Raw genomic sequence first — 17140 nt, forward strand, 5'->3', positions numbered from 1 at the left:
ATCAAAAAGTCCAATGCCAGTTTACAGCATGACCGGATACGCCAGCGCACAGCATGGCGCATCTGCCACTGGCGCTGAAACCGACGCCCGCGCGCCCCAGTCGCGCCGGCTGGGGCTGGAAATCCGCTCGGTCAACAGCCGCTTCCTGGACCTTTCGTTCCGCCTCCCCGATGAACTGCGTGCCATGGAGCCCGCACTGCGCAGCCTGCTGACGGCCCGCCTCAAGCGCGGCAAAGTCGAAGTCCGCGCTGCCCTGGAGAACGAGGACAGCAACACCTTGCAAGACCCGCCAGCGCGGCTGCTGCAGCGGCTCAACTCGTTGCAGGATTCCGTCAAGGCCTGGCTGCCGACAGCGGCGCCCCTCACTGTGGCCGACGCCCTGCGCCTTTGCGCCAATGCGCCATCGGGCTCTGAAGACTGGAGCGAAGCCGTGCCTGCTTTGGCGGAAGAAGCCCTGACAGCCCTGATGGCCTCCCGTGAAAGAGAGGGGAAGCGCCTGGCTACCATGCTGCTGGACAGGGTCAAGCAATTGCGCGCCCTGGCAGAGCAGGCTGTCCCCATGGTTCCCTTGCTGGTCGAGCAGCAGCGGCTGCGCTTCATGGAGCGCTGGAAGGAAGCCATGGCCCTGACCGACGGCGCGACCCTGCCCGAAGCAGCGCGCGACCGTGCCCTGACAGAAGCCACGGCCTTTGCCATCCGCATCGACGTGGCCGAGGAGATCACCCGGCTGGACTCCCACCTGGATGAGATAGAACGCCTGCTCAAGAAAGGCGGCGAAGTGGGCAAGCGCCTGGATTTCCTGATTCAGGAACTGCACCGCGAAGCCAATACGCTGGGCTCCAAATCTGCCGCACTCGACCTGACCCGCATCAGCGTGGACATGAAAGTGCTGATCGAACAGATGCGCGAGCAAGTGCAAAATATCGAGTAATACTCATTTTTTGATAGCGCCTAGCGCACATCAACTATGGACTATCCCGGAAATCTCATCGTAGTTGCGGCCCCCAGTGGTGCCGGCAAATCCAGCTTGGTCAAAGCCTTGCTGGAGTTGGACTCCCATGTCCACCTGTCGATCTCCCACACCACCCGCGCGCCACGTGGTCAGGAAAAGCATGGCCGCGACTACTACTTTGCATCGCAGTCCGAATTTGACGCCATGGTGGAGGGCAATGCCTTCGTGGAGTGGGCACACGTCCACGGGAACCGCTACGGAACCTCCAAAAAAGCCATTGAGGAGCGCATCGCCCAGGGCTCGGATGTGATCCTGGAAATCGATTTCCAGGGCGCACTGCAGATCAAGGAGGCCTTTGCGAATGCCCTTCTGGTCTTCATCCTCCCGCCGAGTTGGGAAGAGCTACGCTCGCGCCTGGAACGCCGGGGCGAAGACTCCCCGGAAGTGATCGAAGTCCGCCTCAAGAACGCGGCTACAGAGATGGCGCAGGTGAGCAAATTCGACTTCGTTATAATCAATGAGTTGTTTGAGCGCGCGCTTTTCGACCTGAAAGCCGTAGTTCACGCCCAGCGACTCAAGTACGCCGCCCAGCGCCGCGCCCGTGCTGACACCTTCCAGTCGCTCAATATCACCTGAATCCCGGAGTAAAACGATGGCACGCATCACTGTAGAAGACTGTCTGGAAAAGATCCCCAACCGCTTCCAGCTCGTGTTGGCCGCCACGTACCGTGCCCGCATGCTGAGCCAGGGCCATGCCCCCCGCATCGAAAGCCGCAACAAGCCTGCCGTGACCGCCCTGCGCGAGATCGCCGAAGGCAAGGTCGGCCTGGAAATGCTCAAGAAGGTTCCTGGTTGAATTTTTTCCTGGGCGCAGCCCGCAAAGAGCACCGCGACAGCGGTGCTTTTTTTTGCCCCGAAGTCGTCTGATGCGCTCCCGCGCTACATTTAAGGCATGAACGCGGTGCTCAATTCACCTTCTGCAACGCAAGCCCGACCCGGTGAAGTGCCAACGGCGGGGACCTTGTCAGCAGCCGCAGCGGCCGCCAATGCGGCGGCGGCCAGCTTTGCTGCGCTGACAGATAGTCTCGACTACCTGGACGCGATCAGCATAGAACAGGTGCGTCAAGCCTACCGTTTCGCTGATGAGGCCCATCTGGGCCAGTTGCGCAACAGCGGCGAGCCCTACATCACGCACCCCATTGCCGTAGCAGCGCAATGCGCCACCTGGAAGCTCGACGCCCAGGCGCTCATGGCAGCACTGCTGCACGATGCCATGGAAGACTGTGGCGTCACCAAGGCCGACTTGATCGACCGCTTTGGTGCCCCCGTGGCCGAACTGGTGGACGGGCTGACCAAGCTGGACAAGCTGCAGTTCAACACCCGCGAAGAGAACCAGGCCGAGTCTTTCCGCAAGATGCTGCTGGCCATGGCACGCGATGTGCGCGTGATTCTCATCAAGCTGGCGGACCGCACGCACAACATGCGCACGCTGTCGGACATGCCACGTAGCAAGTGGGGCCGCATCTCCTCGGAGACGCTGGAAATCTACGCGCCCATCGCCCACCGCCTGGGCCTCAACCAGACTTACCGGGAATTGCAGGACCTGGCCTTCCGTCACCTGCACCCCTGGCGCTATGCCACCCTCTCCAAGGCTGTCAACAAGTCTCGCAACCGCAGGCGCGACCTGGTGCAGAAGGTGCAAACCGAAGTGGATGCCGCCTTCTCAAAGATTGGCATGAAGGTGCGCCTCGCAGGCCGCGAAAAGACTTTGTACGCCATCTACCAAAAGATGGATCTCAAGCACCTGAGTTTTGCCCAGGTCACGGACATCTACGGTTTTAGGGTGATCGTGCCCACTGTGACGGACTGCTACACCGCGATGGGCGTGCTCCACCAGATGTACAAACCGGTTCCTGGCAAGTTCAAGGACCATATCGCCATCGCCAAGCTCAATGGCTACCAATCCTTGCACACCACCTTGGTGGGACCCTCCGGTGTGAACATTGAATTCCAGATGCGCACGGACGAGATGCACGTCATTGCCGAGGCCGGCGTGGCAGCACACTGGTTGTACAAAGCACAGGACGGCGATGGCACTTCGGCCGAACGGCTGGGGACCAAGTGGCTGCAGTCCCTGCTCGACATCCAGAACGAGACCCGCGATGCCGCAGAGTTTTGGGACCATGTGAAGGTGGACCTTTTCCCGGATGCGGTCTATGTCTTCACCCCCAAGAGCCAGATCATGGCGCTCCCTCGCGGAGCTACGGTAGTGGACTTTGCTTACGCCATCCACAGCAACGTCGGCGACCGCACCACGGCGGCCAAGATCAACAACGAGCAGGTGCCCCTGCGCACTGAACTCAAGAATGGCGATGTCGTGGAAATCATCACGGCGCCCGTGTCCACCCCCAACCCGGCCTGGCTGGGTTTTGTGCGCACAGGCCGCGCGCGCTCCAAGATCCGGCACTACCTGAAGACCTTGGCGCAGACTGAATCTGAAGGACTGGGCGAAAAACTGCTGACCCAAGCCATCCGAGCGGAAGGCCTGGAGCAGTTGCCCCCCCTGGATGCAGAGACCCAACCCATGTGGGACAAGCTGCTGCGTTTTACAGGGAACCGCACCCGCAGCGAGCTGATGACGGACCTGGGCCTGGGCAAGCGGATCGCCAGCATCGTGGCCAAGCGGCTCATGGTGCTGATGTCCGAACATGGCCATCGCCCTGATGCACTGCTCATGACGCGGGAGCGCTATACGTCCCATGAAACGCTGTCCCAAGGAGCAGTCACCCTGGACGGCAGCGAGAACGCATCGGTACAGTACGCATCATGCTGCCGCCCGGTGCCCGGCGACAGTATTGTGGGCTACCTCGGACGGGGAGAGGGGCTGGTGGTGCACAACGTGCACTGCACAGTGGCAAAGCGCCTCCAGCACAAGGACAGCGAGCGTTTCATCGCCGTGGACTGGTCTGACGAGCCCACGCGCATGTTCGAGACCGGTGTTGTTGTCACCGTGACCAATGGCAAGGGGGTGTTGGCCCGAGTGGCTGCGGAGCTGGCCAATTCAGAGGCTGACATCACCCACGTTGACATGGATGACGAAGCCGCACTGGACACCACCGATCTGCGCTTTATCGTGGCCGTGCGTGATCAGGCCCACCTTGAACTGGCACTAAAAAATCTGCGCCGCACTCAGGCAGTCATCCGCGTCGCCAGAATCACGCCGCAGGCCTAACAGGCGCTTACCGCAAGGAAAGCAGCGCCTGTTTCATAGCGCATCGCCCCCACCCGAGGGTGGCTGCTACGCTGTGCGCGGCTGCGGGTACCGCACTTCCATCACTTCCAGATTGCGAGCGCCGCCCGGGGTTGGCAGTTGCACCTCATCACCCACACGAGCTTTCAACAGTGCGCGGGCGACCGGTGAAATCCAACTCACCTGCGATTCTCGGCTGTCTGCCTCATCAATTCCCATGATGGTGATCGTGCGCTCCACATCCTCATCATCCCGATAAGTCACGGTAGCCCCAAAAAACACCTGATCACTTCCCGCATGCAGACTGGGGTCTACGACTTCGGCAATCTCCAGCCGTTTGGTCAAGAACCGTATGCGGCGGTCGATCTCGCGCAGGCGCTTCTTGCCATACAGGTAATCGCCATTTTCAGACCGATCACCGTTGCTGGCAGCCCAATGCACAACATCCACCATCTTGGGCCGCTCGTTGTCAATCAAATCAAACAGCTCATCCCGCAGGCGCGCATAGCCCGCAGGGGTGATGTAGTTTTTGCCGCCCGCAGGCAATGGGGGTAGTGCCAACTCGTCGTCGTCACCGCCATCTGTCTCTTTGGTAAAAGCCTTGCTCATCGCCAGATCTCCCCGACAAGCGCAAAGCGCTTGGACAAATGAAAAAGCCTGCAATCTTGCGATTGCAGGCTTTAAACATTGGTGCGGCTGGCAGGAATCGAACCCACGACCCCTTGGTTCGTAGCCAAGTACTCTATCCAGCTGAGCTACAGCCGCTAAGCTTTGAATTATAGCATGATTTCTTGGCGACCCTTGAAATCAACTTTTTTACCAGCTCCATGCCGCATGGGCCTGTTCAGTAAAAGCTCAACTCAATGCAAGCCGAGATTGTAATGCAGTCCAGAGGCTCCAAAAGAGGAATGGCGCACATTGCGACAAGAAAACTGGCTGTGACCGTGATGATCGCCCACTCGAATGATGGGTGGTAGGGCGTGTTGGACTTGAACCAACGACCAAAGGATTATGAGTCCTCTGCTCTAACCAACTGAGCTAACGCCCCAAGCCATGCTCCAGCGCTATACAACGGGGCAAGCGCCGTATTGTAGGGGGCTTTACTTGCGATAGCTGAGTGCGTTGGACACCAGTTTTGATGTGATGTCCACGATCTGAATCATCCGGTCATAAGGCATGCGCGTAGGACCGATCACACCCAAAGTACCGACTACCTTGCCATCGACCTCATACGGCGCACTCACGATAGAAAGCTCCTCAAACGGCACCACGTGGCTTTCCCCGCCAATGTAGATGCGCACTCCCTCTGCCTGGCTAGAGATATCGAGCAGCCGCAGAATCTGCGTTTTCTGCTCGAACAGATCGAAGGCGCGCCGAAGGTTTCCCATGTCACTGGAAAAATCGCTCACAGCCAGAAGGTTGCGTTCACCAGAAATCACTACCTCGTCCTGCGCTTGTGACAGAGCCTCAGAACCGACGTTCACCGCAGCCTGCATGAGCGAAGCGATCTCGCCCCGCAGCACATCCACCTCCGATTTCAGGCGCTCACGCACCTGCTCCATCTCGAGCCCTGCATAGTGCGCGTTCAGAAAGTTGGAAGCTTCAATGAGTTGTGACTGGGTGTAGTCCACATCCGTGAAGATCACCCTGTTTTGAACGTCGCCCTCCGGCGAGACGATGATCACCAGAAATCGTCGCTCGGACAATCTCAGGAACTCGATGTGGCGAAACACAGAGGTCCTCCTGGGCGCCATGACAACACCAACGAACTGCGATAGATTGGACAACAACTGTGCTGCGTTCGCGATCACCTTCTGCGGCTGTTCGGGCGCAAGCTGCGGAGGGGTCAATGGGTCCCGCTGCACTGTCAGCATGGTGTCTACAAATAGCCTATAGCCCCGAGCAGTAGGGATGCGCCCTGCAGAAGTATGGGGACTCGCGATCAGCCCCAACTCCTCCAGATCTGCCATGACGTTGCGAATGGTGGCGGGAGATAGATCCAGCCCCGACGCGCGCGACAGAGTCCGCGACCCAATGGGCTGTCCATCGGCGATGTAGCGCTCGACCAGCGCTTTAAGCAACAACTTGGCACGGTCATCGAGCATGGAATGATTTTAATGATGTAATTTCGCGATGACGTCCAATTTCCGCCGTGTCGCACTCATAGGCAAATACCAAGCTTCGTCGGCAGGCGCCCTCAGTGACAGTTCCCGCCACGCCCTGGAAGACATCGCCCATTTTCTTGAACGCGAAGGTTGCGAAGTGATGCTGGAAGCGGAAACCGCAAGCAACACCGGAATCACACAATACCCAGTCCTGAATGTAGACGAGATAGGCCGCCGGTGCGACCTGGGCCTTGTGGTAGGTGGTGACGGCACCATGCTGGGCATAGGCCGACGGCTGGCGCGGTTTGGCACGCCCCTGATTGGGATCAATCAGGGGCGTTTAGGCTTCATCACCGACATTCCTTTTGACACGTACCAAGCCACACTGCCTCCCATGCTTCAAGGCGAATACGAAGAAGACCTGAGGCCGCTCATGCACGCGACAGTTGTGCGCGACGAGCGCATCGTCTTTGAAGCCCTTGCGATGAACGACGTTGTTGTGAACCGTGGCGCGACTTCGGGCATGGTGGAATTGCGAGTCGAGGTTGATGGACGCTTTGTGGCCAACCAGCGTGCAGACGGGCTCATCATTGCATCACCAACGGGGTCAACGGCGTACTCCTTGTCTGCAGGGGGGCCTATGCTTCACCCCTCCATTCCTGGATGGGTGCTGGTGCCCATCGCCCCCCACACGCTCTCCAACCGCCCCATTGTGCTATCGGATGCCGCCGAAGTGGCTGTCGAGGTTGTGAGCGGTCGGGATGTCAGTGCTAATTTTGATATGCAGTCGCTGGCCTCTCTGCTGCATGGCGACCGCATTCTGGTCAAAAGGTCGGAGCACTGCGTGCGGTTTCTTCACCCGCAAGGGTGGAACTACTTTGCCACTCTGCGCAAAAAATTGCGCTGGAATGAAGGAGGCTCCTGACCATGGCGCTCAGGCGGATTACCCTGCGTGATTTTGTGATTGTTCAGGCACTGGAGCTTGAACTAACTTCTGGTTTCACCGTGCTGACCGGAGAAACTGGCGCTGGAAAATCCATCCTGATTGATGCACTTCAGCTTGTGCTGGGGGCACGCTCGGATGCGGGCGTTGTTCGCGAGGGTGCTGATAAAGCAGACCTTTGTGCAGAATTCGACTGCCCTGCCCATCTGCACCCATGGCTTGACGAGGCGGGTTTCGACATTGACGAGCTGTTGCTTCTACGCCGTACGGTGGACTCCCAGGGCAAAAGCCGGGCGTGGATCAACGGCACGCCAGCCACTGCAACTCAGCTTCGAACCGTCGGGGACAGCCTGCTGGACATCCATGGCCAACATGCATGGCAAAGCCTCACAAAACCAGAATCGGTGCGAGGTCTGCTGGACGCATTTGCAGGTGTGCGCACCGCAGAAACTGCAGTGCGCTGGACCCAATGGCGCTCGGACCAAAAGGCGTTAGAGCAAGCGCGCCTGGCTCAAGCTACTTTGCAACAGGAGCGTGAGCGCCTGCAGTGGCAAATCAATGAGGTGGGCAAGCTGGCGCCTGCGGAGGGCGAATGGGAAGACCTCGATGCACAGCACAGACGCCTCTCGCATGCGCAAGCGCTGCTGGATGGAGCCGAGGGGGCCATCCAAGCCCTTCAAGATGAAGAGACAGGGTCACTTACAGGGCTCACACGCGCACACGATCTCCTGCAAAGCCATGAGCACATTGAGCCTGAGTTCGCCAATCTCGCAGACATCCTTGCCTCTAGCCTCGCACAAGCCGGCGATGTCCTCCACTCGCTGCAGCTGTACCTGAGGCATGCCGAAATCGATCCACAACGCCTGGCTGAACTCGACACCCGCATCTCGCTCTGGATGACGCTGGCGCGCAGGTACAAACGCACGCCCGCAGAGCTGCCCGCACTGCACCAGAATTGGAAAGAAGAGATGCGTCGGCTGGACGCTGCTACAGACCTGGAACAACTGGAGGCTGCGGAGGCCTCCAGTGCCACGGCTTACCACGTATCGGCACGGGCACTCTCCCTGAGACGTGCAAAAGCAGCGCCGAAACTGTCCAATGCCATTACGCAAGCCATGCAGGGCATGGGCATGGAAGGTGGCAAGTTCGAGGTATCTATTGCGAAGACACAGGAGCCTTCGTCCCATGGTATCGATGACGTGGTATTTCTCGTGGCAAGTCACCCTGGCATGACGCCCAAACCCATTGGCAAAGTCGCCTCGGGCGGTGAGTTATCTCGCATTTCGCTGGCCATCTCGGTGACAACCAGTGAATTGGGCATGGCCCCCACCCTCATATTTGACGAAGTGGACTCTGGCGTAGGGGGCGCGGTGGCAGAAACGGTGGGGCGCCTGATGCAGCAACTCGGCAGAGATCGCCAAGTGCTCGCGGTGACCCACCTGCCACAAGTGGCAGCCTGCGCACACCACCATCTGAAGGTCTCCAAACACAAGAGCCCTAAAGGTACCACCAGCACGGTATCGATGGTGCAAGGCGAGCACCGCGTCACAGAAATTGCGCGCATGCTAGGCGGTGAGCGCTCCACCGGCACTACGCTTGCGCACGCACGGGAGATGCTGGATCTCGCCGTCGCGGCACCGGAAGGACGTAGCTGATGGCGCTTGAAATTGTCCTGATCACGGGTATGTCAGGCTCAGGGAAGTCCGTTGCGCTGCACGCCCTGGAAGATGCCGGGTACTACTGCGTGGACAACCTCCCCCCGGAACTGCTGCCAGCTTTTGTGGCGCTGGAGCACCGCCACCATGCGAACCGCGTGGCCATCGCGATGGACGTTCGCAGCGCTACCTCGCTGCATCAGGTTCCGCAGGAATTGAGCCGACTAAGAAACCAAGGGGTGTCGGTGCAATCGGTTTTCCTGGATGCAACCATTGATACGCTGGTTCGACGCTTTTCAGAAACGCGCAGACGCCACCCCCTGTCGCACGATGACCTTCAGCAGGGGCGTAGGGCGCTAGTCCAGATTATTGAGCTGGAGCGGGAACTCTTGGCCGAACTGCGTGAGCAGTCGCATGTCATCGACACAAGCACAATACGGGCGTCGCAACTCCAAAGCTATGTGAAGAGTTTGCTTGTCACCACGCGGGGACAGATGACCTTGGTATTCCAGTCTTTTGCATTCAAGCGTGGCATACCGATGGATGCGGACTACGTCTTTGACGTACGGATGCTACCCAATCCACACTATGAGCCTGCGCTGCGCGATTTGACCGGGCTGGACGAACCTGTTGCGCACTTCCTCAGCCAGCAACCGGACGTATCACTTATGCAAGCGCACATTGAGCAATTCCTGGCGCACTGGCTGGAAATGCTTGATCGGAACCACCGCAGCTACGTGACGGTAGCCGTTGGTTGCACCGGCGGCCAGCATCGCTCCGTCTATTTGGTAGAGCAACTCGCCGAGGTTTTGAGCAATCGCTGGACCACTCTAAAAAGGCACCGCGAGTTGGATGGGCGTTAGTGCACACGACCCCAGCTCCGTTCACCACAACTGCGCCTGCATCGAATCAAGCAGCTTGCGGATGGGCGCAGGCAGGCCAATAGACGCCCATTCGTCAACACCAAACCACGCACCCTCTTCCGTGGGTTGGTTTGGAATGCTGCCAGTTACCACGACGGGGTGAAGATGTAAGTCTCTGTGCGTCAGCACGTGGAGGAAAGGCTGAAGTTCGTTGCAGGAAATGCGGGATGCATCTCCCAAAGATGCAACATATCCGCGCAATGAGGTGCTATCGGCAAAGACCGGGACGCAGTGCATGCCAGCCCATATGCCCACCGAAGGGCGACGCTGCAACCACACCCGCCCTCCGGAACTCCGGAGAACGAGGAGTTGCCAAGATTCTGATCGGCGTGCCAACCGGCGGGTCTTGACGGGGTAGCGCTCGGGGTCTCCGCCTTTGGCTGCCACGCAACGGTTTGTCAACGGACACTGTCCGCAACGTGGCGCTCGTGGCGTGCAAATCGACGCGCCAAGATCCATGAGCCCCTGGGTGTACCGGGGCATGGCCGTGAGCAAATTTCTCTGCGGGAGCAGGGACTCCGCTTCGTTCCAGAGCAAACGTTCATTTCCCGACGATGCAAGGTCTTTCTCAAAACCGAGAAAGCGCGTCAACACCCTGCGCACGTTGGCATCCAGAATAGGAACACGCTCAGAAAAACAGAAAGCGGCAATCGCCCCAGCTGTAGAACGGCCAATGCCCGGCAACGTAGCCAGCATCTCGGCAGTACGGGGAAAAGAGCCTCCGTGTTCCACAACGACCTGCTGGGCGCAGCGGTGCAGATTGCGGGCTCGGGTGTAGTAGCCCAGCCCGCTCCAGAGGCCCATCACCTCGTCCTGGTCCGCTCGTGCCAAGGCAGCCACGTCAGGAAAGCGAACAAGAAAACGCGCGTAGTAGTCGAGCACCGTGGTCACCTGCGTTTGCTGCAGCATGATCTCGGACAGCCAAACCCTGTATGGATCACGCGTCTGCTGCCAGGGCAGATGGTTGCGACCGTGTGACCCCTGCCAGGCAACTACAAGCTCAGCTACGCCGTCCCGATCCAGGGCACTCATGCAGATACCAGATGGCTATCCGGGTTCATGGCGTCAAGGCCGGGCAAAGCGACGAGTTGGGATGTCAGTTCCTGCAACCTGTGCTCCAGTTGCACCAACTCATCCTCACTCGCTTCAATTTCCGCAATACGCTCCACCAAGCCACTGGCAGCCTGCTGAATGCGATCTACGGCTTCGATGCGACGTGCGAAGCTGCGGCGACGCTCCCTCAGCTGCGCATCCAGTTGGGCCGTAGCAGATTTGCTCCACAGTTCCAGATCGTTTGCAGCCGACTCATACACTGTCCGCAAGCGCATGGCCAAAGCCCGGACCAGACGCTCCGCAAACTCGGGCTGAGCGAGCTTTAATGCGTTCCCCATGCCAAGGTACTGGAGATGGCTTTGTTCGATCTGATTCAGATCGTGCGTGAAGTGTTCCAGTTGCGGCGGCGACGGCACTTGCAAAGAAAATCCAAACTCGGCATTGAGTTGCCTGAATGTCCCGCCCAGCATGGCCTGGATCTCGGTTCCCGACGCTTGTGCCTTGTCCAGCGTGCCGCGCAGTTTGTCGAAAGTCTGGAGATAGATTTTCTTCACCCCCAGCTTGAGTCCCTTTTGTTGCAGCGTCTGGGCCAACTCTGCAAGCTCGGCCTTGAGCGCCTTGGCACCCAACTGCTGAAACACATCTCGAAGAAGTTTCAGATGAACCGCGCGCACTGCCTGGATTTTGGAAGTGCTCAGATCGAACTCCCGCTGCTCCTGTTCGATGCGGTGGCGCATAGATTCGATCACCGACGCGTTCTTGCCCCGCAAGCTTCGCAACTCGGCCATCTGGTCATCGAGATCCCTGCGCCGGATATTGATGACCCGTGATGTCTCGGTGCGCAAACTGGCGACTCCATTGGCCACGGCTGCCCGCAAAATAGACTGCCGCCGGCCCATGATGCCTTTGGCCAATGCCTCTTCCAGAACAGGGAGTCCGCTGGTCTCCAGCAAAAGGTCATCGGCCGTGATCTTGGCGACCAAGCCTTTCTGCGCAGACACGGGCACAACCCTGTCCAACGGAACCCCGAGCATCTCTGCAGACGTACGGCATTGGCGCTCCATCTGCGCCTGCACCTGTTCAGCGGAGTTAAGCGTGTCCCACAGCGTGTCGATCTTGTTGAGCACCACCAATCGGGCATCCATGCTGTCCGCGGAAATGGCCAAGTGCTCTCGCCAGATGGACAGATCGGAACGGGTAACCCCGGTGTCGGCACTCAGAATGAAAACAACCGCATGCGCTTGCGGAATGAGATTGACCGTGAGCTCCGGTTCCGCCCCAACCGCATTCAACCCTGGCGTATCCAGAATCACCAGCCCCTGTTTGAGCAACGGATGGGGAATATTGATAAGGGCGTGGCGCCACATGGGCACCTCCACCAGGCCCTGAGCATCAGGCACGGGGTTTTCATCTGTCAGGTCATCGTGCCAGAAGCCCAACGCGCGCGCGTTTTCCAGGCTGACCTTTCGCACTTCGGCCACCTTTTCGAGCGCCTTGGCAATCTGGTCCGCGTTTCCAACATCCAGGGGAATCTCCTGCCATCGTTCGGTTTTGACCCGCCACTCGGCCAAGCTCTGCATCTGCAGTCGGGTTTCAATTGGCAGCAATCGAAGGCTGGGGGCCAAACTCGCGTCGTAACCAAGTTCGGTAGGGCACATGGTGGTGCGCCCTGCACTCGCAGGCATGATGCGGCGACCATAGTCCGCAAAAAAGATTGCGTTGATCAGCTCGGACTTACCGCGCGAGAATTCGGCAACAAAAGCCACCATGACCTTGTCACTGCGAACCTGTTCCTCCAGACGGTGCAACCGCTCATGGACAGCAGCGTCCATGAGCTCGTGCGAGGACATCCACTCGGCCAGCCGCTTGAGTTGCTGGGCGAACTCACGCCGCCACGCACCATGCTGGTCGAACTGTTCGTTGAATGAAGGTCCCACTTTGCTCCCAGAGATCTAAGAATGGCCTACAAGGCAGGCATACACAAAATATAGCATCGACCGCCCGCGGGCCGTAATAGAACCAGGAATTTGCGGTCAGTCTGGTTCAGGGTCGCTGGCACACAGGGCAAAAATAGGTACTCCGCTGCCCCTGGCGAAGCACCCGTATCGGAGTGCCACAGACATGGCATGGTGCTCTATCGCGCCCGTAAACATTGGTTTGGGTCTGGAAGTGGCCGGCCATTCCGTCTGCATTCGAAAAATCGCGCAACGTGCTGCCCCCCATCTCCACGGCCCGTGTCAGCACAGTGCGAATGGCGGCATGCAGCTTGTGCACCCGCTCCACCCCGATGCGTGCAGCACGGGTCGTCGGGCGGATTCCAGCCAGAAAAAGCACTTCCGATGCATAGATATTGCCGACCCCCACCACCAGCCGGCCAGCCAGAAGCAATTGTTTGATGGGCATCTGGCTCTTTTTCAGTCCGATCTGAAAAGCTGCGAGTGAAAACGCATCTGACAGTGGCTCCATTCCCAACCCACCCAGCAGCTTGACCGCAACAGGGTCGTGTTCTCCTTGAACGTAAACCACAGCACCAAACCGACGCGGATCATGCAGTCTCAGGGTCCCCTCGCTGGTCAGCATGTCAAAGTGGTCGTGAACTCCCGCCGCAGGCAAACCCTGGCTGAAGCGCAGGCTTCCAGACATTCCCAGGTGCAAAAGCAGGACCCCGTTGCTGATGTCAGCCAGCAGGTATTTACCGCGCCGACGCAAACCAACCACGTGCTGCCCCACCAAAGCCTGCGGAACACAACCCAAAGGCCAGCGCAAAGGTTTTCCGAGGTTGACCGCCTCAATGCGCGCGCCCGTGATGGCCGAGACCAAACTGCGGCGTGTCACTTCCACTTCGGGCAACTCAGGCATACAAAGACCCCGGCAATGGGTTAACAGGCATGGATTATTATGACCCGATGGTGCTATTTCACAGCTTTCGGATTGCCGCATTGACTACCGTTTTTGCAGTATCCGCCCACTCAGCATGGGCACAACCAACGGGCGGTGACAGCCCGCCCGCCACAAACGACTCTGCAGTGACATCCAATCCGGCGCTGGATGCGGAATTGTTCTATGAGATTTTTCTGGGCGAAATCAGCGCCCGGACAGGTGACCCGGGGGCTGGCTATGCCTTCATGCTGGAGGCGGCACGCCGCAGCGTTGACGGTCAGCTCTACCAAAGGGCCGCTGATATCGCTTTGCAGTCGCGGTCGGGCGAATATGCATTGGCAGCAGCCAAGGCATGGAAGGAAGCGCTACCCCAATCGCGCGAAGCAAACCGCTATGTGCTGCAAATTCTAGTTGCGCTGAACAGGATCGGTGAAACGCCCGATCTATTGCGCCAGGAACTCGCCCAATCCCCTCCGCGTGCGAAGGCCTCGACACTTTCCGCACTCCCTCAAATGTACGGACGTGCGAGCGACAAGGCCCTGGCGGCCAAAGTGGTGGAGGCAGCCCTAGTGGACGAGCTCGCACACCCCGCAACAGGACCTGTGGCCTGGGTCTCCCTGGGGCGCCTTCGTCTGGCGGCAGGTGATAAATCGGGCGCATTGAATGCAGCGCAGCGAGCACAGGTACTGGACAGCGCCAATGAAGACGCAGCCAGGCTGGCGCTTGAACTGATGGAGGAGAACACGCCTGAGGCTGAAACCCTGGTGGCGCAAGCACTGGCCAAACAGCCGGTGCCGGAATTGCGCATGGCCTATGCGCGGGTTCTTCTGGGCTTGCAGCGCTATCCAGACGCCAGCCGCCAATTGGAATATGTCACCAAGGAGAAACCGGAACTGGTGGAGGCCTGGCTGGTGCTGGCCACTCTGCAATTGCAGGACAACCAGCTGCCAGCTGCGGAAAACGCGTTGCGGCGCTTCATGGAACTAGTTTCCGCCTCTACCGATGCAGAAGTGCGCCAAAAAGGTCTGACGCAGGCCTATTTACTGTACGCACAGATCGCGGAGAAAAAGCAGGATTTTGCAGCCGCAGAGGCCTGGCTCGGTCGCATCGACAACGTGGACGAAGTATTCGGCGCGCAAAGCCGCCGCGCATCCCTGTTGGCACGGCAGGGCAAAGTCGCCCAGGCAAGGGCGCTCTTGCGCAATCTGCCGGGGACTTCGCCCGACGAAATCCGCATGAAGCTGCTGGCCGAAGTGCAGCTGCTGCGCGACCTGCGGCTCTACCAGGATGCCTACAAAGTCCAGAGCGAACTTGTTGCGTTCGCGCCGGATGACGCGGAATTGGTCTACGACCAAGCCATGCTGGCCGAAAAGGCCGGCCAGCCCGAAAAAATGGAGCAACTTCTGAGGCAGGTGATTGCCCAGAAGCCCCAGTACCACCATGCCTACAACGCCCTCGGCTATTCGCTGGCAGACCGAGGCGTGCGGTTGGAAGAAGCCAAGCAGCTGATTCTCAAAGCGCTGGAATTCGTACCCGCAGATCCGTTCATTACGGACAGCCTGGGCTGGGTGGAATTTCGCATGGGCAACAAGGCAGAAGCTCGGCGACACCTTGAAACCGCCTATAAAGCCCGCCCGGACGTAGAAATCGCAGCACATCTCGGCGAGGTACTCTGGAGCCTCGGGGACAAGGACGCTGCGGTCAAAGTCTGGAAAGAAGGTCGGCGCGCGAGTCCTGACAACGAAACCCTGAAAGAAACGCTGACGCGCCTCGGGGTGAACTTTTGATGGAGGGCGGGCAAAGAATGCCCTTCCACCGGCTGGCCCGCCAGTTGCTCGCTCAACGCCTCATGGGGCTGTTTTTGTGGGCCGTATGCGCGCTGTGGCTGGCTGGATGCGCGCAGCCGCCACCGAGTCCGGCAGGCGAAGAAGACGCATGGAGCGGACGAATCGCCCTGCAAGTGGAAGGACAGGCATCCCAGTCGTTCTCGGCGATGTTTGAACTCCGAGGCAATGCCCAGAGAGGCGGACTCGCACTGATCAGCCCGCTGGGCAACCGTCTTGCGCAGCTGGAATGGAAAGATGGCCACGCACAACTGATCAGTGCTCAAGAGACGCGCTCTTCTGATTCACTCGATGCACTGCTGCAAGAAGTGACCGGTACGAGCATCCCCGTCGCCGCGTTGTTCGACTGGCTCAAGGGCCTACAAACTACCGCGCCAGGCTGGAGGGCCGACCTTTCAGCCCTCGAACAGGGACGGCTGGTGGCGCATCGCGACGACCCCGCGCCACAGGCCACGTTGCGCCTCGCCCTGACCCGCTGACCTTCCTGACACCTTCATCGCGCACTGTTCGTTGCCATGCAATCCCTGTATGACGTGCCGGCTCCGGCAAAGCTCAATCTTTTCCTGCACATCACGGGGCAACGTGCCGACGGGTACCACCTGCTTCAGTCGGTGTTTATGCTGGTCGACTGGTGCGACACCCTCCATTTCGAGCGCCGCGCAGGAAGCGGGATCACCCGCGAAGACCTGGGCACTTCGCTGCCGGAGGTAGACCTCTCCATCAAAGCGGCGCTTGCATTGCAGCAAGCCACCGGTTGCGCGCTTGGCGCGCACATTGGCGTCCTGAAAAGCATCCCCTCGCAAGCCGGCATGGGAGGCGGCTCCTCAGATGCGGCCACGACCTTGCTCGCCCTCAACCGGCTGTGGGGCCTGAACCTGCCGCGATCAGCACTGGAAACCATTGGGCTGAAGCTCGGAGCCGACATTCCATTTTTTTTACGTGGCCACAACGCCTGGGTCGAAGGAATTGGTGAGACAATCACGCCGCTTGAGAAAGCCCAGCAACTACCGCAAGCGCGCTTCGCCATCGTGAAGCCCGCAGCAGGTTTGGAGACAAAAGCAATTTTTTCGTCGCCAAGTTTGAAACGTGATTCAGATAGTGCTACAATCTTAGGCTTTGCTGCAACACACTTTGACTTCGGTCGAAATGACCTGCAGCCAGTTGCCCAGGCACTTTGCCCCGAGGTCACCGAAGCCATTGATTGGCTCAGGGTCCGAGGATTGCAAGGCCGGATGACAGGCTCAGGCAGTGCAGTGTTTGCGCAGATGTCACATGCGGTTGATTTGAGTGGAGCCCCACAGGGCTGGCAAGTCAAGGAATGTGAAAATCTGATGGTTCATCCTCTGGCAGGCTGGGCATCAGACAAGAATTAAGGTTAGCTGCCCTCGGCAGTTGACCTGTGTAGGGGAGTCGCCAAGCTGGTTAAGGCACCGGATTTTGATTCCGGCATGCGAAGGTTCGAATCCTTCTTCCCCTGCCAAATTTCTTCTCGCTCACGCGCAGTACGGGCTTTTTTTTCAGACCGCTGGGACGCT

The 17140-nt window shown here is 59.1% G+C and carries 15 protein-coding genes and 3 tRNA genes; 11 read left to right on the plus strand and 7 right to left on the minus strand.

The features are described from left to right. Positions 1-13 precede the first annotated feature (13 nt). The 4 genes from ARADN35_RS0110535 to ARADN35_RS0110550 all read left to right on the plus strand — a co-directional run bounded on the left by ARADN35_RS0110535 (position 14) and on the right by ARADN35_RS0110550 (position 4184). A complete protein-coding gene (locus ARADN35_RS0110535; RefSeq protein ID WP_010461849.1) occupies positions 14-931 on the plus strand; it encodes a YicC/YloC family endoribonuclease in 918 nt (305 codons plus the stop codon). Between the two features lie 36 nt (positions 932-967). After that, the gene (gene gmk, locus ARADN35_RS0110540) at positions 968-1588 is read left to right on the plus strand and encodes a guanylate kinase (RefSeq protein ID WP_010461851.1); all 621 of its coding nucleotides are present in this window, start codon (positions 968-970) and stop codon (positions 1586-1588) included. Between the two features lie 16 nt (positions 1589-1604). After that, positions 1605-1808, plus strand: a complete 204-nt coding sequence (gene rpoZ, locus ARADN35_RS0110545; RefSeq protein WP_005794722.1) for a DNA-directed RNA polymerase subunit omega — start codon at positions 1605-1607, stop codon at positions 1806-1808. Positions 1809-1904: 96 nt separating this feature from the next. After that, positions 1905-4184 (plus strand): RelA/SpoT family protein, encoded by a 2280-nt coding sequence (locus ARADN35_RS0110550; protein ID WP_029413878.1) that lies wholly within the window; start codon positions 1905-1907, stop codon positions 4182-4184. A 66-nt stretch (positions 4185-4250) separates the two neighbouring features. Here the strand turns inward: ARADN35_RS0110550 and greB are convergent, their stop codons facing one another. From greB to hrcA, 4 genes are all read right to left on the minus strand, one after another. Beyond that, on the minus strand, positions 4251-4811 hold the full coding sequence (gene greB, locus ARADN35_RS0110555) for a transcription elongation factor GreB (RefSeq protein WP_010461858.1): 561 nt from the start codon (positions 4809-4811) through the stop codon (positions 4251-4253). Positions 4812-4890: 79 nt separating this feature from the next. Continuing rightward, positions 4891-4967, minus strand: a tRNA-Arg gene (locus ARADN35_RS0110560). A gap of 206 nt (positions 4968-5173) precedes the next feature. Next, positions 5174-5250, minus strand: a tRNA-Ile gene (locus ARADN35_RS0110565). Positions 5251-5302: 52 nt separating this feature from the next. Then, positions 5303-6307, minus strand: coding sequence for a heat-inducible transcriptional repressor HrcA (gene hrcA / locus ARADN35_RS0110570; protein WP_010461859.1), 1005 nt, complete (start codon positions 6305-6307; stop codon positions 5303-5305). 28 nt (positions 6308-6335) lie between these two features. Between hrcA and ARADN35_RS0110575 the strand changes: the two genes are divergently transcribed. The 3 genes from ARADN35_RS0110575 to rapZ are packed head-to-tail and all read left to right on the plus strand — an operon-like array spanning position 6336 to position 9768. Beyond that, positions 6336-7232: an NAD kinase gene (locus tag ARADN35_RS0110575; protein WP_010461860.1), complete on the plus strand. Its 897-nt coding sequence runs from the start codon at positions 6336-6338 to the stop codon at positions 7230-7232. Between the two features lie 2 nt (positions 7233-7234). Further along, positions 7235-8905, plus strand: a complete 1671-nt coding sequence (recN, locus tag ARADN35_RS0110580; RefSeq protein WP_010461861.1) for a DNA repair protein RecN — start codon at positions 7235-7237, stop codon at positions 8903-8905. Further along, positions 8905-9768, plus strand: a complete 864-nt coding sequence (gene rapZ, locus ARADN35_RS0110585; RefSeq protein ID WP_010461862.1) for an RNase adapter RapZ — start codon at positions 8905-8907, stop codon at positions 9766-9768. The genes recN and rapZ overlap by 1 nt, the downstream gene beginning before the upstream one ends. A 21-nt stretch (positions 9769-9789) precedes the next feature. On the opposite strand, the gene mutY is transcribed toward rapZ, so the two are convergent. The 3 genes from mutY to mutM all read right to left on the minus strand — a co-directional run bounded on the left by mutY (position 9790) and on the right by mutM (position 13740). After that, a complete protein-coding gene (gene mutY / locus ARADN35_RS0110590) occupies positions 9790-10860 on the minus strand; it encodes an A/G-specific adenine glycosylase (protein WP_010461863.1) in 1071 nt (356 codons plus the stop codon). Continuing rightward, a complete protein-coding gene (locus ARADN35_RS0110595) occupies positions 10857-12818 on the minus strand; it encodes a dynamin family protein (protein WP_010461864.1) in 1962 nt (653 codons plus the stop codon). The genes mutY and ARADN35_RS0110595 overlap by 4 nt, the downstream gene beginning before the upstream one ends. Positions 12819-12924: 106 nt before the next feature. Continuing rightward, positions 12925-13740 (minus strand): bifunctional DNA-formamidopyrimidine glycosylase/DNA-(apurinic or apyrimidinic site) lyase, encoded by an 816-nt coding sequence (mutM, locus tag ARADN35_RS0110600; RefSeq protein ID WP_010461866.1) that lies wholly within the window; start codon positions 13738-13740, stop codon positions 12925-12927. Between the two features lie 29 nt (positions 13741-13769). Here mutM and ARADN35_RS0110605 point away from each other — a divergent pair, with 29 nt between their 5' ends. From ARADN35_RS0110605 to ARADN35_RS0110620, 4 genes are all read left to right on the plus strand, one after another. Continuing rightward, entirely contained in the window at positions 13770-15548 is a 1779-nt protein-coding gene (locus tag ARADN35_RS0110605; RefSeq protein WP_029413880.1) for a tetratricopeptide repeat protein, read from the plus strand. Positions 15549-15565: 17 nt separating this feature from the next. Then, entirely contained in the window at positions 15566-16084 is a 519-nt protein-coding gene (locus ARADN35_RS0110610) for a lipoprotein insertase outer membrane protein LolB (RefSeq protein ID WP_010461870.1), read from the plus strand. A 36-nt stretch (positions 16085-16120) separates the two neighbouring features. Further along, on the plus strand, positions 16121-16978 hold the full coding sequence (gene ispE, locus ARADN35_RS0110615) for a 4-(cytidine 5'-diphospho)-2-C-methyl-D-erythritol kinase (RefSeq protein WP_010461873.1): 858 nt from the start codon (positions 16121-16123) through the stop codon (positions 16976-16978). Between the two features lie 30 nt (positions 16979-17008). Next, a tRNA-Gln gene (locus ARADN35_RS0110620) sits at positions 17009-17085 on the plus strand. Positions 17086-17140: the final 55 nt, after the last annotated feature.

It is taken from the genome of Acidovorax radicis N35, from assembly GCF_000204195.1.
In the GTDB taxonomy this organism is placed as follows: domain Bacteria; phylum Pseudomonadota; class Gammaproteobacteria; order Burkholderiales; family Burkholderiaceae_C; genus Acidovorax; species Acidovorax radicis.

Bases quoted from the DNA above. Each gene is read 5' to 3' on its own strand.
- ispE (WP_010461873.1), top strand. From the start codon at position 16,121: ATGCAATCCCTGTATGACGTGCCGGCTCCGGCAAAGCTCAATCTTTTC.
- mutY (WP_010461863.1), bottom strand. From the start codon at position 10,860: ATGAGTGCCCTGGATCGGGACGGCGTAGCTGAGCTTGTAGTTGCCTGG.
- hrcA (WP_010461859.1), bottom strand. From the start codon at position 6,307: ATGCTCGATGACCGTGCCAAGTTGTTGCTTAAAGCGCTGGTCGAGCGC.
- ARADN35_RS0110610 (WP_010461870.1), top strand. From the start codon at position 15,566: ATGCCCTTCCACCGGCTGGCCCGCCAGTTGCTCGCTCAACGCCTCATG.
- rpoZ (WP_005794722.1), top strand. From the start codon at position 1,605: ATGGCACGCATCACTGTAGAAGACTGTCTGGAAAAGATCCCCAACCGC.
- greB (WP_010461858.1), bottom strand. From the start codon at position 4,811: ATGAGCAAGGCTTTTACCAAAGAGACAGATGGCGGTGACGACGACGAG.
- ARADN35_RS0110535 (WP_010461849.1), top strand. From the start codon at position 14: ATGCCAGTTTACAGCATGACCGGATACGCCAGCGCACAGCATGGCGCA.
- ARADN35_RS0110605 (WP_029413880.1), top strand. From the start codon at position 13,770: ATGGATTATTATGACCCGATGGTGCTATTTCACAGCTTTCGGATTGCC.
- rapZ (WP_010461862.1), top strand. From the start codon at position 8,905: ATGGCGCTTGAAATTGTCCTGATCACGGGTATGTCAGGCTCAGGGAAG.
- mutM (WP_010461866.1), bottom strand. From the start codon at position 13,740: ATGCCTGAGTTGCCCGAAGTGGAAGTGACACGCCGCAGTTTGGTCTCG.
- gmk (WP_010461851.1), top strand. From the start codon at position 968: ATGGACTATCCCGGAAATCTCATCGTAGTTGCGGCCCCCAGTGGTGCC.
- ARADN35_RS0110575 (WP_010461860.1), top strand. From the start codon at position 6,336: ATGACGTCCAATTTCCGCCGTGTCGCACTCATAGGCAAATACCAAGCT.
- ARADN35_RS0110550 (WP_029413878.1), top strand. From the start codon at position 1,905: ATGAACGCGGTGCTCAATTCACCTTCTGCAACGCAAGCCCGACCCGGT.
- recN (WP_010461861.1), top strand. From the start codon at position 7,235: ATGGCGCTCAGGCGGATTACCCTGCGTGATTTTGTGATTGTTCAGGCA.